14 protein-coding genes are annotated in these 14,251 nt (G+C 59.9%); 7 read left to right on the forward strand and 7 right to left on the reverse strand.

What is annotated here, in order from left to right:
• The 6 genes from EV659_RS15250 to EV659_RS12090 all read right to left on the reverse strand — a co-directional run.
• Positions 1–392 (reverse strand): three component ABC system middle component (locus tag EV659_RS15250; protein ID WP_221400796.1); only part of this gene is annotated, 392 nt, incomplete at its 3' end.
• Positions 392–1,573, reverse strand: coding sequence for an ABC-three component system protein (locus EV659_RS12070; RefSeq protein ID WP_132709150.1), 1,182 nt, complete (start codon positions 1,571–1,573; stop codon positions 392–394). The genes EV659_RS15250 and EV659_RS12070, both read right to left, overlap by 1 nt.
• Before the next feature lie 96 nt (positions 1,574–1,669).
• Positions 1,670–2,341 carry a hypothetical protein gene (locus EV659_RS12075; RefSeq protein WP_132709151.1) on the reverse strand — a complete coding sequence of 224 codons (672 nt, stop codon included), beginning with the start codon at positions 2,339–2,341 and terminating at the stop codon, positions 1,670–1,672.
• Positions 2,338–3,807 (reverse strand): relaxase/mobilization nuclease domain-containing protein, encoded by a 1,470-nt coding sequence (locus EV659_RS12080; protein WP_132709152.1) that lies wholly within the window; start codon positions 3,805–3,807, stop codon positions 2,338–2,340. Before EV659_RS12080 ends, EV659_RS12075 begins: the two co-directional genes overlap by 4 nt.
• The gene (locus EV659_RS12085; RefSeq protein ID WP_132709153.1) at positions 3,804–4,304 is read right to left on the reverse strand and encodes a relaxase/mobilization nuclease domain-containing protein; all 501 of its coding nucleotides are present in this window, start codon (positions 4,302–4,304) and stop codon (positions 3,804–3,806) included. Before EV659_RS12085 ends, EV659_RS12080 begins: the two co-directional genes overlap by 4 nt.
• Complete coding sequence (locus EV659_RS12090) at positions 4,301–4,687, reverse strand: plasmid mobilization protein (RefSeq protein ID WP_165878876.1); 387 nt, start codon at positions 4,685–4,687, stop codon at positions 4,301–4,303. The genes EV659_RS12085 and EV659_RS12090 overlap by 4 nt, the downstream gene beginning before the upstream one ends.
• A 733-nt stretch (positions 4,688–5,420) precedes the next feature.
• On the opposite strand from EV659_RS12090, the gene EV659_RS12095 reads away from it, so the two are divergent.
• The 5 genes from EV659_RS12095 to EV659_RS12115 all read left to right on the forward strand — a co-directional run bounded on the left by EV659_RS12095 (position 5,421) and on the right by EV659_RS12115 (position 9,403).
• On the forward strand, positions 5,421–7,256 hold the full coding sequence (locus tag EV659_RS12095; RefSeq protein ID WP_132709155.1) for a type IV secretory system conjugative DNA transfer family protein: 1,836 nt from the start codon (positions 5,421–5,423) through the stop codon (positions 7,254–7,256).
• A 72-nt stretch (positions 7,257–7,328) separates the two neighbouring features.
• Positions 7,329–7,682, forward strand: coding sequence for a type II toxin-antitoxin system RelE/ParE family toxin (locus EV659_RS12100; protein ID WP_132709156.1), 354 nt, complete (start codon positions 7,329–7,331; stop codon positions 7,680–7,682).
• 1 nt (position 7,683) lies between these two features.
• Positions 7,684–7,983 (forward strand): XRE family transcriptional regulator, encoded by a 300-nt coding sequence (locus EV659_RS12105; protein ID WP_132709157.1) that lies wholly within the window; start codon positions 7,684–7,686, stop codon positions 7,981–7,983.
• A 179-nt stretch (positions 7,984–8,162) separates the two neighbouring features.
• Positions 8,163–8,924: a pentapeptide repeat-containing protein gene (locus tag EV659_RS12110; protein WP_132709158.1), complete on the forward strand. Its 762-nt coding sequence runs from the start codon at positions 8,163–8,165 to the stop codon at positions 8,922–8,924.
• A complete protein-coding gene (locus EV659_RS12115; RefSeq protein WP_132709159.1) occupies positions 8,921–9,403 on the forward strand; it encodes a hypothetical protein in 483 nt (160 codons plus the stop codon). Before EV659_RS12110 ends, EV659_RS12115 begins: the two co-directional genes overlap by 4 nt.
• 66 nt (positions 9,404–9,469) lie before the next feature.
• On the opposite strand, the gene EV659_RS12120 is transcribed toward EV659_RS12115, so the two are convergent.
• Positions 9,470–10,399 (reverse strand): ArdC family protein, encoded by a 930-nt coding sequence (locus tag EV659_RS12120; protein WP_132709160.1) that lies wholly within the window; start codon positions 10,397–10,399, stop codon positions 9,470–9,472.
• Positions 10,400–10,938: 539 nt separating this feature from the next.
• Between EV659_RS12120 and EV659_RS12125 the strand changes: the two genes are divergently transcribed.
• Entirely contained in the window at positions 10,939–12,753 is a 1,815-nt protein-coding gene (locus EV659_RS12125) for an ATP-dependent nuclease (protein WP_132709161.1), read from the forward strand.
• On the forward strand, positions 12,750–14,024 hold the full coding sequence (locus EV659_RS12130) for an ATP-dependent helicase (RefSeq protein ID WP_132709162.1): 1,275 nt from the start codon (positions 12,750–12,752) through the stop codon (positions 14,022–14,024). Before EV659_RS12125 ends, EV659_RS12130 begins: the two co-directional genes overlap by 4 nt.
• Positions 14,025–14,251: the final 227 nt, after the last annotated feature.

A 14,251-nucleotide genomic window follows, 5' to 3' on the forward strand; every position in this document is an offset into this window, starting at 1 on the left:
AGGGCTGGAAAAACGCCCACTCCTCGTCCGTCATCAACCCGCGAACCAAGACCGCCTCCCAAAAGCCAGTCTTGAATCACGCTTCGACCGCCTTGAGAATCCACTTCGTCAACAGGACCTAGGTTTTGAGCCCGCGTATCGTAGCCAACCAAGACATCGGGGTTCCGTTCTAGCCATGGATATAGCGATGTGATGATGCTTCTCGGAAGCCGGTCTCGTGTGTCCGGATGCAAAGCCACGGGCATCGCACAAAACGGTAAGCAGAAAGATGGTGGGCCTGACTTCGCTCGCGTGTAAGAGTGGACAAATTCATAGATCAAAGCACCACAGTAAGCTGGGTTGAAATGGTTCGCTTCCTCAGGTGAGCGCTCGCGCCAAATGGGCAATCTCATCACACATTACCTTCTTCATTCATGAGCGCGTTGAATTCAGGGTGCCAACCAAGACGCACTGAGTCAGCAAGGATCTGATAGGAGCCTGACGACAGCCATAGTTCTTCTCGATTCCGGAAAGGCTTGCTGTAAAGGCCCGCCCAGAAAAATATCGAACGTCCGATTCTCTTTTTCTCATCCTCGCTACAGCCGTTCCTAACTTCGTCGACTTTAGAGTGAAATTTCCTTTTCCATGCGTCGTATAAGGCCCGGTCATATCGATCGACCTCGCCATCGAGCAGCAAGTTTTCCCTCGCCCAACGGGAGCGTTGTTCGGACGCGCGATAGAAATCATGGACGGCAGCAAGGGTTGGGCTTTCCTCGAGGCCAATCAGTTTCATTTGTCGGACGAAATCGCGTTCGTCCTCTGGCAATGTCTCAATAGGCGGCATCGCATCGATGCCATCATCAAGGGGGAGCTTTGCTGCTTGAAAAGTCTCACGCAAATCAGCGATTTTACTTTGAATCGCAGCAAGAGGAATAGATGGAGGAGGGGAATCCGTAAGCGCGCCGATAACTTTTCTAAGCCACCAACCCTCCAGATAATCGACAAAATTTGTTAATTGATCAGAGGGCGCTGCATAAAATAGAAGCTCTTCCAGTTCTTCACGAACATCGACAATGTTCGGGGCGGCGTCGAACACCCAAATATTGGCAATCAGCAACTTACGCTGTTTGGAGTCCATGTCCAGAAAGGCCTCGCGCGCTTTCTGTGTCTGTGAATTAGTTGAGGATTTCGCCGCGTGGAGTAGGGTTTCCTGAGCACCATCGACATCACGCAGTTCTCCAAACATTCTAAGTTTGGATAAAGCTGTTTCAGGGGCCGCCGTACTTGTCGTAAGGAACGTAAAGCGGGTTTCGGACATCGCTTGGGGGTTGCCTTTAACCTGCCCAATCCAAATTCCAAGTGTTTTCCAGGTATCGACACTCATGTCTGAGGTGTCGCCCGGTTTGGAATGATGTTTGGTTTGAATTAGTTCAAGTGGGTTGTCAGTGTCTTCAAAGGCAACGTCATCGAATTTTTCAATGGACAGGGTATGACTTGGATTGCCCTTACCTTCCTGGAGGGCGCGAAGAAGCGCGTAACGGCTTTGGTATAAATAGCCGAGCATAGAAGCCGTGGCATCATGCGCGTTAATCAATGGTCCCCCCCCCCAAAGCTAAAATTCCAATCAGGATACAATTTCTACGTGCTTACGCTCAATCCTTTTATGGTTCTGTATTCATGGCCCAGAGACCTACTTCGGTACTTTTGGTTTCTTCTCGGGCTGCGGCCCATCCATCTCTAAATTATCTGGCCCAAGCACCTGCTCAGGATCGATATCCATCTCGTTTGGGTCAAGCTGTGCAAATACCCGCACATCACCGATTCCGGGCGCGTAGTAGGTCCGCAGGAGCTCCCCGGCCTCCAGCGGTACGCGTTCACCCGGTCGGACCGTAATCGCGTCTTCTGCCGGCTCCGTTGGTTCATCATCCCACCCGGGGTTGTCCTCGGCAAAGGCGTATTCATCAACATAATCGTCGTCCTGCATTGTTTCTGGTGCAACTTCTGGCGGCGATGCGCACGCCTGCTCCCACGGCGGCACCCACGGGGGCTCAAACGTCTGCACCCAAGGCGGCTCCCATGACGGTAGGTGCGGCTTGGGCGGCACCAGTCCCGGCGGAAGCCATTCGTCAGCCTCGGGCGCAGGCGTCGGCTGCGGCACAGGGAACCACGCCGGATCAATCTTGATCGGCTCGGGCCTCGGACCGCGCGGCCGGGCGAACCAGTTGAACAGCGCCCGGATGCCAAGCAAGCCGGTCAGCTTATTGAACAGCCTCTTGAGGCTGAACCGTGCCTGTGATGGTCCAGGATTGACGGGTTGTCCGCTCCTGCGGTCCTGCTCCTCCCGTCGGGAAGGACCGCTCATCGGTCGTAGCCACCTCCACGGTCGGGCGGCCGGTCGCCAGATGGATCGAAGTCCGGCGGATTGGGATCGCGGGCGCGGTCCAGTTCCTGCTGCCGGGCGCGCTCCTGATCGCGGCGATGCATGTCTTCAAGCTGCTGATGTTCGCGCTCGAAGGTCCGCTCCATCTTGTCGCGATGTTGTTCCTTGTCACGCAGCAGCTCTTCCATGCGGGCCTCGCGGCGTTCTTCGTCGCGGGCGTCGCGTTCTTTCTCGCGGGCCTGGCGCTCGTCGTGACGGTCACGGACGCGTTTCCGGTCGAGACGGTCGCGCAGCTTGTGATCGAACCGTTCAAAGCCGGACTTGCCTTCCATCTCCTTCCAGTCGGTTTTGCGCTCGATCTCGCGCTGCTCCCGAATCTGGCGATTGACCAGATCCATTTCGCGCGCGATCCGCTTCTCCCAATCCTGCTCAAAATATTCACGCCGACGCGCGTGGTTCTGGTCCAGCTCGGCGCGGGCCTCGGCCAGGGCCGGATCATCAGGGGCAAGAACCGGCAACGCGTCTTTCACCGGTTGTGCGGGCTCCGGCGTAACCTGAGACACGTCCGGCGCGTCCACCGCGCCATGCTGGCGGGCCTCGGCATCCTCGCGGCCCGAAGCACTGCGGCGGGCGTCGCGGCGCTGCTCTTGCAGCTCGCGCGCCTCGCTCACATCCGGCAGATGGGCGGGATCGATGTCGGCGACCTTCTCGCGGATTTCCTTTGCCTTGGCGGAGGTAATCTGGCGGTTGAGGCTGTGAACGTGGCCCGCGATGTCGACCACGACGAAAACGCGCTTGTCGCCATTGGCGAGCACATAGCCACGATCCTCAAGCGCGTTCTGAAACGCCTGTCCGTTATCCGACTGCTCATAGAGCGCCGTGATCTCGGCCTTGCGTTCCACCGCGTCTAAGCCCGACCGTTCCGATTGCTGCCACTCGGCGTGGTTATAGTCGGCCATCGGCAACTCCTGCTCCATGTCGCGCTTGTGCCATTTGCCCGGCACATGCTCGTGGCCGAACTCTTCCTCCAGCCGGGCGCTGGCGCGTTCGTGCTTGCCGTAGGTGAAGCTGTCCGGACGTAGCGTCATGGTGTCGAGGTCCGTGCGCGCCCATACGACATGGATATGCTCGCGGTCGTCTTTCTGATGCAGAATGATCGCACGGGGCTGGCCTTCGAAGCCCAGCTCCTGTTCCAGCACGTCAGCGGCGCGGAACCACTGCTCCTTCGTCATGGGGTAGTCGGAATGCGGATCGATATTGGCGTGGTACAGGCCGTTCTTGCCCTGCGTGCCAAGGCAGAGGGCCTGCATGTCGCAAAGGGCTTCTTCAAGATTGTCGGTGGGGGAAAAATCCACCTGCAACAGATCGACGCGCTCGTTGGTGTCGGTGCGCTCAAGATGCTTGGCCAGCCCCTTGGGCCGGGCGCGGCTTTTGCCCTTGATGATCATGGCGCGCCATCCGCTCCGTTATCCGGCTGCGGATCGCGCCAGCTCGGCACCGGATCGTGACCGAACATGGCCTCAATCGCGCGTGCGGCGCGTTCATGGGCGGCGTAGGTGAAACTGTCGGTGCGCAGCGTCAGCGTGTCGATATCGGTGCGTGCCCAGATGACGTGAAGATGGGCGCGCTCGTCCTGCTCATGCAGGATGATGACGCGGGGCTGGTCGTCCAGGTCCAGCTCGGCCTCCAGAATGTCGGTGGCCCCGACCCATTGATCGTGGGTGAGGCTGTATTCCGGGGCGGGGCGGATTTTGGCATGGTAAAGGCCCTTGGTGCCTTTGGTCCCGGCGCTGAGTATCTGCATGTGACGCAGTGCGTGCGCCACCTCCCAGATCGGTACGTCCCGGTATTCCAGCGCCTCGATACCGGTGTTTTCCACCGTGTCGTCGAGAAGTCGCCGCACAAGATCGAGCGAGAACGTGATGCTGTTGCCGGTGATAATCATGGCCCGAGCCCCAGCACCTTGCGCACCGCCGCGCGCATATCGGCATAATCGACCACCGCCGCCTTGATGTCGTCGGCGAGGCCGTTCGGGTCGTCGCCGCTGTTCACGGCACGGGCAAGCTGGTTGAGGTTGGAGCCGGTCTTGCCGATCTGGCCCAGTAGCCGGATAAGCTCGCGCTTCGCCACCGGCGGCTTGCGCGCCGCACGTGGCCCGGCATCGCCAAGGGCGCAGGCGCGCAAATATGCCCCGAGAGACATGCCCGCATTATCGGCGGCGGTGACAAGTCGCTCATGCTCCGCATCGGACAGGCGGAGATGGGCCACCTTGTTGCGCCGCCGCTTTTCGCTGCGGGCGGGTTTCTCGTTTTGGGCTTGGCGGGCCATGCTGCTATCGGCGACCTCCGGTGTCGTTCCTACAGCGCGCATCCGGGTCCAGCACGGTTTTGCTGGTGCGGGTTCAGGGGGCACACCCCTGACGCGGGGTCGAGGGGGCTGCGCAACCCTCTCGCCGGGTTCCAAGGGCGGCGCGCCTTGGTCGTCATGTCGGGCCGAAACCCGGCGCCGCATCCAACCGAAGGGGTTGGCCGTTCCAGCACGGATGCTGGTCGTAAGCCGCTGCCGAAACAGCGGTCGGGATCGTCAAGGGCGAAGCGCCTTGACGCGGTGTCCAGCCCGAAGGGGGCTGGCCGTCACCGGGGGCGGAAAACCCGGTCGTGATCCAGCGCCGAAACGCTGGTCTGGGTCCAGGGGAGAAGCACCCCTGGCCGGGGATGCAACGGGGACGGAGCCCCCTTGCCAAGCAGGTCTGATTCTCGGCGCGCAACCTGTGCGTCCGGGGATCGGACCGTCTGGGCGGTAACACCGCCCACGGCTTGCCATCACCAGTATCGGTACTTTCAACCTATCATATTTATGAAAAATATGCGAGTATTCGCACACTCCTGCGTAGACGATTTCGGCGCGCGGAACAACGCTCACAAGAGCGTTTCGCGTATTCCGCCAGCGCCGAACGGGCGGTCATTGCGCCCGCCCGCGCGGATGTCATCCGCGTTCCCGTGGTGCAATTTTCAGCCACAGTTTGTAACAAGGGAAGCGCCAGGAACGGAGGGGAACAGATGTGAACATACAAGCCCGAGAACTCCTCACCCTCTCTGCCATCGGCATCGCCGTTCCGTTTGGCGTGATCGCCCTTACCGGCGACGACATGCCCCTTGCGTGGGGGCACGCGGCACGGTCATCGGTGGCAGCCGGGTTCCTGTTTCTGGGGCTTGGTGTTCTGGCTATGTTCGGCATCCCGAAATCGGCCAAAGAGCCGGAAGATGAGGACGACGAAGAGGACGAATGGCGCTGGCGGCACGTCCGTCTGTGGCAGCTTTCCCTAGGTCTTGGTTTTCCCCTCCTGCTCTATGCCGATGGCGTCACCGGGGATACCGCCAACTTCGCCCGGATGCAGACCATCGTCACCTTCTGGCCCGGCGTTGCGGCGGTCGGTTACGCTTGCCTTGTGGCGGGGTGGCGTATCTGGCAGGCGCTCTATGGCGAGACCATTGACGAGCCCGAACTGTCGAGCCACGGCACGGCCCGGTTCGCCGACGACAAGGAAATCAAGAAAGCCGGGCTGCTGGAAAAGGGCGGCGTCTATATCGGCCAGTACCCGGACCTGACCGATGAAGGGCTGTGGTTCGACGGCGACGGTCACCTCATGACCGTGGCCGCCTCGGGGGCTGGAAAAGGTGTCTGCTCGATCATTCCGAACCTGCTCACATGGCAGGGCTCTCTCATCTGCAATGACCCCAAGGGTGAGAACGCCGCCATCACGGCACGGCGGCGTCGGGAGATGGGCCAGGAGGTCCATGTCCTGAACCCATGGGGCCTGCATAGCGGCCCGCCATGGGATTTACCGTGCTCGGCGTTCAATCCGCTCGACTGGCTGGACACCAACAGCGACGACGTGGGCGATGATGCCGCCATGATGGCGAATGCCCTCGTGCTGCGCGACAAGGGCACGTCCGGCGTCGAGGGGCATTTCTCGGATGAAGCGGAGTCATTGCTGACCGGCCTCATCCTCTATGTCGCCTTCATGGAGACACCGGAACGCCGGAATTTGCTCACGGTCCGCGAGCTGATCACGCTCGCCCCGGAAGACTGGACCGACCTGCTCAAGAAGATGTCCAAGCTGCCGCAAGCCGACGGGCTGATCGCCCGCGCCGCGAACCGCTTCCTCTCGAAGTCGGATCGCGAAGGCCCGGCGGTGCTCTCCACCGCACAGCGGCACACCAACTTCCTCGACAGCAACCGCATGCGGCTGGTGCTGGGCACGTCGGATTTCGACCTGGCGGACCTCAAGCGCAAACCGATGACGATCTATCTCTGCCTGCCCTTCGAGCACGTCAACGGCCAGTTCGCCCGCTGGCTTCGTCTGATGATCACGCTCAGCCTGACGGCGCTCTCACGCACGCAAGGCCCGACGCGGCCCGGCGTGCTGTTCTTGCTCGATGAGTTTGCCGCGCTGGGCCACCTCCGCATGGCCGAACGCGGAATGGCAGAGGGGCGCGGCTACGGCGTCAAGATGTGGCCGATCCTGCAAGACCTCAGCCAGCTCAAGGACACCTATCGCGACCGCTGGGAGACCTTTATCGGGAATGCGCGGATCGTGCAGTTCTTCGGCACCAACGATCTCTTCACCGCAAAATACGCCTCCGACCTGCTCGGCAAGACCACCGTGTGGTCGAGCGGATCAAGCGGCGACAGGGAAAACATCAGCGAGACAGGCCGCCCACTGATGACGCCGGACGAGGTTATGCATATGGGGCCGCAGGAAGAGCTGCTGTTCTTCCGGGGCGGGCTGCGCCCGATCCGGGCGCAAAAGCTGCCCTACTTCCATTCGACGCTGAACGAGTGCGCCGATCCGAACCCGATGGCCCCGGAGCACTTCGACCAGGCGGGGAGCTGAGCCTTCCAAGCCTTCCGCAGCCTTGACAAAAGTACCGCGCACGGTACATAATGTACCTTGAAAGGTACAGGCATGGTCGATGCGGAAAAGCGAATTCCCGCTGTCTTTTACCGGACGGGAAAGGGAAGTGAACCCGTCCGGGAGTGGTTGAAGGGCCTCGACCGCGAGGATCGCCGAGTCATTGGCGAGGATATCAAGACGGTCGAGTTCGGCTGGCCGGTCGGCATGCCGGTGTGCAGGCCGATCTCATCCCACAAGGGGATATGGGAGGTTCGCAGCTCCCTGCCGAAAGGCCGCATTGCGCGAGTGCTGTTCTGTATCGCGGAAGGGCAAATGGTTTTGCTGCACGGCTTCGTCAAGAAAAGCCAGAAGACACCGAAACCGGATTTGGACCTGGCCGTGCGGCGTATGAAAGAGGTGAACTGAGATGGCTAAGAAACATATAGGGTCGTCCTTCGACGACTTTCTTGAGGAAGAAGGCGCGCTTGAGGAAGCCACGGAAGTGGCGATCAAGCGGGTTCTCGCATGGCAGATCGAAGAGGCCATGAAGGAAAGAAAACTGACCAAAGTCGAGATGGCAAAGCGGATGCAAACCAGCCGGTCACAACTTGATCGGCTGCTCGATCCGCGCCAGACGCATGTCAAGCTGCACACGATGCAGCGGGCCGCCGCCGTCATCGGCAAGCGGCTGAAAATCGATCTCGTGGATGAAGCTCCTGCCGGATAACGCGGCGGGGCCATCCACGGTTTATCAAACACTGAATCTGCGGCAATCATCGCCGCAGATTTTTGTTTTCCTGAACCATCCAAACAGAAAAACGTCCAGAATTAACAATCGATTGTGCCATTAACCGTTAATTTCTACTAGTAATAGTATAATTACCCCATACTACATGGGAGTAATTCATGGAGATGTTCAAACAACAAACACCTTTCGACATTCGTATCATCGATTCCAGCGGCACATTTCTCGGCGTCATGGAGTTCAGCACCGTTTCCGAACTCTGCCGCCATATGCGCCATCATGGCCTGCCCAAAGGGCAGGCTTTTTGTTTGGCGGGGCTGGATTTGCGCGGCAGCTACCTGCGGCAGGCGCGTCTGGCCGGTGCCGATTTATCAAACTGCAACCTTGAAGGCGTCTGCCTGAGCGGTGCGGATTTGACGGGTGGCAATCTCGAAGGCGCAAACCTCAATGGCTGTTCACTCAAGAATGCCAGCCTGCGCGGCGCACGACTACGCCGCGCGACGCTGGTCGCGGCGGGCATGTGGTGGGCGGACCTTGAGAGCGCAGATCTGGAGCAAGCCGATCTGCGCCACGCCAACCTCAACGGGGCCTGCATGGAAGGCGCAAATATGGCCGGGGCTGATCTCGGCGCGGCGGCGCTGGCATGGACGGATTTCGAGGGCACGAACCTCGAAGGCGCCAGGCTGTGCGGCGCCTATGCGCGCGGCTCTTTCTTCCGGGGCGCCGATATGCGCGGTGCCGACATATCGGGGGCCTTCCTCGACGGGGCGGATTTTCGCACCGCGCATCTGAAGGGCGCATGTATCGACAAGGCCGATATGTGCGGCGTCCATGTCGTCTCCGCGCAACTGCGCGGAACGACGGGCAAACCGGCCACGGCACCGCCGGTCATGGCGGAACACGTGGAACGGGGCGCGCCATGACACGCCAGCAATGGATTGTCTGCGGTGCGGAATTTATCGAGGGCGACGTGATCCGCTGGCATGAAAGCGTGTTCCAGCCGAACCGGTATGACCGGAGCCAGCGGGTGAAGGTCGGCCACCGCGCGGTGACGGCGCAGGTGCTGTTCGATCCGATGGATAGCAACGAAATGCTGGAACTTGAGGTCGTCGCCAGCGAGGGCAGAAATGCCTACCAGGTCGGCGATACCCTGCGCCGGGCACGACGCACGGTGAGCCGCGAGGATACCGAGCGGCTGGCATGGTCTGATGAAGAGGCCCGCGCCTCGGTCGTTGACTCATTGCCGGAAGCCCAACTCAAGGCCGTGCGCGAAGCGCAGACACAAATACCCAAACCACTGGCGCAGCCAGGCTATAGCCAGAAGATACCAAGCGCCGGTACAACCGGCGCGCCATGGCGCAGGAAGCGCAAAGCGACCGGAGCCTATGCCGCGAAGCCCTGAGCGGCCACACATAGGGGTGGGTCGGGCGGGAAAGAAACTGCCCCCGCGTGATGCGGGGGCAGTGCTTCAGGCCGCCTGTTCGGCTGCGTGTTCTGTTGCTTGCTCCGGGGCCTGCTCGGCGCTCGGCTGCAAGCCATGCAGGAAATCCACGGCGCGCTGTGCATGCGCGGCGGCGGTGAAGATCGCGCGCTTGTCGTTCTGCAAGACCTTCAGCCATGATCCGATATAGGCGGCGTGATCCTCGCGGGGCTCCGGCGTCAGCTCAAGATCGGCGGCCAGAAAGGCAGAACCCAGCTCGGCAACAAGCTCCTCGGCGGCGTAACCTTCATCGCCCCAACGTTTGCGCCCAAAGTCACGCTCAAGGCGGGACGGGTGGCGCGTCCAGTGCGTCACCTCATGGGCCAGGGTCGCATAGTAGGATTCGGCATCCCTGAACGCTTCAAAGGGCGGCATCTGCACATAGTCGGAACCGACAGCGTAATAAGCCTGATTGCCACCATGCCGGATATCGGCGCGGGTCGCGGCAAAGAACGATTCCGCCCGCTCGATCCGCTCGACCGGGTCAAGCTGCGGCTCGGCCACGGCGTAGTAATGCGTGGGCAAGCCTTCGATCTGCTCGACGTTAAAACAGCTATACCCTTTCATGAACGGAATATCGCGTTCCTCTTCCTCGCCGGTGTCGGCGTCAACCTCCGTGCGGGTAATGGTGTTGGCATAGACCACAAGGGAACCCTTCTCACCCTTGCGGACATGCCCACCCAATTCCTTTGCCTGCCGAAATGTCATCCAGATGGGCGCGGCAAAGCCCCGCTCCACGGCAGACGCCCAAAGCATCAGGACGTTGATTCCATTGTACGGCGCACCATTGAACCGCAACGGCCTTGTGATTCGCCCGGCGGCGTGCTCGGCGTTCCACGGTTTGAGCCATGTACGGATTCCCTTCTCAAGGTCAGCGACGATCTTGTCAGTTACACGGGTGTAAACATCAGCTTTCATTGCCTTTCTCCTTTTGGCTGTTCGCGTTTGCGCTGCTGCTGCAAACGGACTAGCCACGCGGCAATGAGCGGGGGTTGGGCCGTCAGAGGCCGGACGCGGGGAAAGGGGGATCACCCGGCCTGCACGACCAAAGGGAGGAAGGTCGGGGAACGCCGCGCGTCCGCCCGGAGCCCAAGCGAAGGGCCTGGCCTTGACGGCCAAGGGGCCGCAAGCCCCCAAGAAAGACAAAGAAGAAGCGGCCAAAGGCCGCTCAACAGGGGCGGCGCAGCCGCCTAAACGCGCGAGGGATCGTTACCGAATGGCCGAGACCCTTCGTGAGCCTTGCGAAGCAGGGGCTCGGGGAGCGCCGCAGGTGCGAGTAGAGCCTGGTCCGGCTATGCCGGACGCGCCCCACCAGTGAAAACAAACAGAAATGTAGAACTTCTCGATGTTTCGCATACAGGTTGCTACGGTGAAAAGCGTTTGATGATGGCTGAGTTAGCTTCTTAAAGGAGACCTATGCGTCCGCCATAAGTCTTTCAGGGATCGGGGGAACAATTGTGAAAGTCGTTTTGCTTGAAATAGAGAATTTTCGCGGCATCAGTTCCGGAACAATAAAGTTCCACGACCATTCCGTTCTCATTGGGCCTAACAATAGCGGCAAGACGACGGTCGTTGAGGCGCTGGCTCTAGTGCTCGGGCGTGACCGGCTGGTTCGTAATCTGACGGAGCACGACTTCTTTGGCTCGGCCCCTGAACCACTCAGCAGAATAAAAATCACGGCAACCCTGGCTGGATTTGAACCCGAGGATTTCGCGGAGCATACCGACTGGTTCCGCGATGGACGGGGCGTACCGTTCTGGTTCGATCCGGAAACCGGAGATGTATTGCCGGAAAAGACAGAAGATCGCCAGAATTTGGCGTGCCAGATTGTATTTGCCGCTCGTTTCGACAGGGAGAGCCTAGAAGTCGAAACCGCGCGTTATTTCAACGACGGCAACGATATCGATGTTTTCGCCGACGAAAATTATGTCGGGGTTCCGGCCAAGCTGATTCGTGATATCGGCTTTTTCATCGTACCGGCGAACCGGTCCTGGGACCGGATGCTCTCTTTCAGCTCCGAACTGTTCAGGCGCGTCATTCGCTCCACCGACGGCCTTCCGGCTGAGACGATTCTGGATGAGCGAGACAGGCTCCGCGATCCGGCCCGGAAACTCGAAGACGATGCGCGCTTGAGCCCGGTCGTCAACGAGGTCAATGAAGAGATAAACAACCTTCTTGGCACATCTACGCCGATGCGCCTGAGGCTAACGGCAACAGACAGCGCCGGGGTCCTGGAATCGGTAATGCCTCATTTCCAGACCGGTGACCGTACGCCGATTCCGTCAAAGCGGCAGGGCAGCGGGCTAGTCTCACTGCAAAGCCTATTTCTGCTCCTCCATTTCGGTCAGAAGCGCATTGAGGATGGCGAGAGCTTCTTCATGGCACTCGAAGAACCGGAACTGCACCTGCCTCCAGCGGTGCAGCGGCGCGTCCTATCGCGCCTGCAAGCGCTTTCGACGCAGACCATCATTTCCACGCATTCTCCGCTCGTCGCCGGATATTGCGACGCCGACTCTCTGCTTGTCGTACGTAACGAGGACGGCAGGATGGACGCGCGGCCGATGTTGCCCAAGCCACTTGGGCAGGACGCGATTAACGCCGTTCGCAGGCTTTACCAGATCAACAGGGTCGAAACCGCGGCCGCAATGATGAGCGAGTTCCTTCTCGTGCCCGAAGGGCGTTACGATTTCGATTGGCTGGCGTTGTTGTTACGCGTTGCAGAGCTAGCCCCTGAGCGCGAGCAGCCTTGTCTCTTCGGCGTACGAATCGGCGTGGTGCCGACCGATGACGCCAAGGTGGAAGAGACCTGTGAAACACTTGCCAAAGCACATCCGAAGGTCATGGCGCTGGTTGATGGCGACCCCGCCGGAATCGGATACGCCGATGCTCTTGATGCACCCGACGCAGGAGCAAAGAAAGTTCTTCGCTGGCCTGATGACTGGACGATGGAGGATGTCATTGGTTGGCTTCTCGAAGCAGACGAAGCTGCGGTGATTGCGCGTCTGGATACGGATTTAACGACAGCGCCCGGCGACGCCGCGACGCTGGTGGCTCGCCTGAAATCCAGTGACCGGAACAACAATGGTCTCAAAGGTGACGGCGTCGCATACGAAATAGTCGCCAATGCCTTATCGGAAAGCGCCGCTTGCCGCGTTCGTACCCGCGTGCTTCTGCACGCCATCGCCGAGGCTTGCGCCGGAACCGAAAACCCTCATTTCACGCAAGAGCAGGGGCAAGGAGGCCATATCCCCAGACTAGTGTTCACGCAATGACAGTCGTCGCTTTCGAAGGACCGGCGGGGGCAGGAAAAACCTATCGCCTGATGGAAAGCCTGTCGGAGGCGCTGCGCGAACGTCCGTTGGTTGATCATGAGCGGGTCATGGCGCTGACCTTCATGCACGGGTCGCGGCGTAGACTCGATGCTCGGCTGCGCGACGTAGATGACCTATCGGGTCGCTTTGCAGCAATGACATTGGATAGCTTCGCGTGGCGGGTCACACAGAGGTGGCAGCGGCTCGCCAGACATCTCGGTCACCAAATGCCCGGTGAGAACGAGTACGAACGCACCTGCAGACTGGCCGCTGTCCTTCTGGAACGTGATGATGTGCGGAGATGGGTCACTCTGACCTATCCTTATATTCTCGTCGATGAAGCGCAGGATCTTAGCGCCGAAAGATCGGCCATGATCGCTGCCTTGGCGCAGTCGGGAACCATCCTGCTGGCTTATGACGAGTTCCAGTGCCTGAACACAGCGCTTTTGCCGATCGCGATTGAAGGGTGGATAAGGGAGCATTGCGAGCCGGTTATCCTCGAAGGCTGTCGGCGGACCGAAGACGCGGAGTTGATTGAAGCGGCTATTGCAGTGCGAGAAGGCCGGGCCGTGAATCCGGACGGTCAACGTTTCAAGGTCGTCGCAACGCCCGGACACGTAAATTACAGGGCGACGTTTGTCGCGAACGCGATTGCATGGCGCAACGGAGGAAGCGTCGCAGTGCTTACACCGTCTCGCCAAGGCGGGTTTGCAGACGATGCAGTTAGACGGGTTGGCGAAGGGCCTGTCGGTCAAAGACAGAACGGTCCTTACAGGATCAGATGGGAAAGCAGCGATGCACAAGATGGAGATGCGCTGTGGGATAATCTCGGCATAGCTGGCCGCTGCACGGCAGATGAAGCACTCGCCGCTATGGCAGCGCACCGGCGCAAGCCTGCGGTCAGGACGCTGAGGGACTGGGTGAAGAGGCAGCGCAGCACACAGGGCGTAGAGCAATTCAGCGGGGATGATCTACGACGCCAGCTCGGTCAGGCGTTATCGGTGCGGCGGCGGTACGGTCAACGAGCCGACGCTGAATTCACTGCAATGACGATCCAGCAGGCCAAGAACCGGGAATTTGATCATGTCATCGTTCTCTGGCCTTACAATGTCCCGAACGATGACGAACAGAAGCGGCGCCTATTGTACAATGCGATAACCCGTGCGAAGCGAAGCTGTAGAGTTCTCGTCCAGTCCGAGGATATGCTGTCGGCACCGCCGTTTTCGCCATGAGCCGGGATCTGAATGCGAGAGCCAAATTGCCTGGCTCTTTTTCCGGCTAAGGTCGTTGGCCATAGAGGATCGCCGAGTTCTGAATAGCATCTTCTGCATTCATACGAACCGGGGCGCGTTGCGAAAAATGCTCCTCCAACTACCGCACCATGCTCAAACTCGCTGCGATCAAAATCTGGCTACGCCTTTGTGGGGCTATGACCTAGTGGATTGATCGGAACGAAAGA

The organism is Rhodothalassium salexigens DSM 2132 (assembly GCF_004341375.1).
GTDB lineage: Bacteria > Pseudomonadota > Alphaproteobacteria > Sphingomonadales > Rhodothalassiaceae > Rhodothalassium > Rhodothalassium salexigens.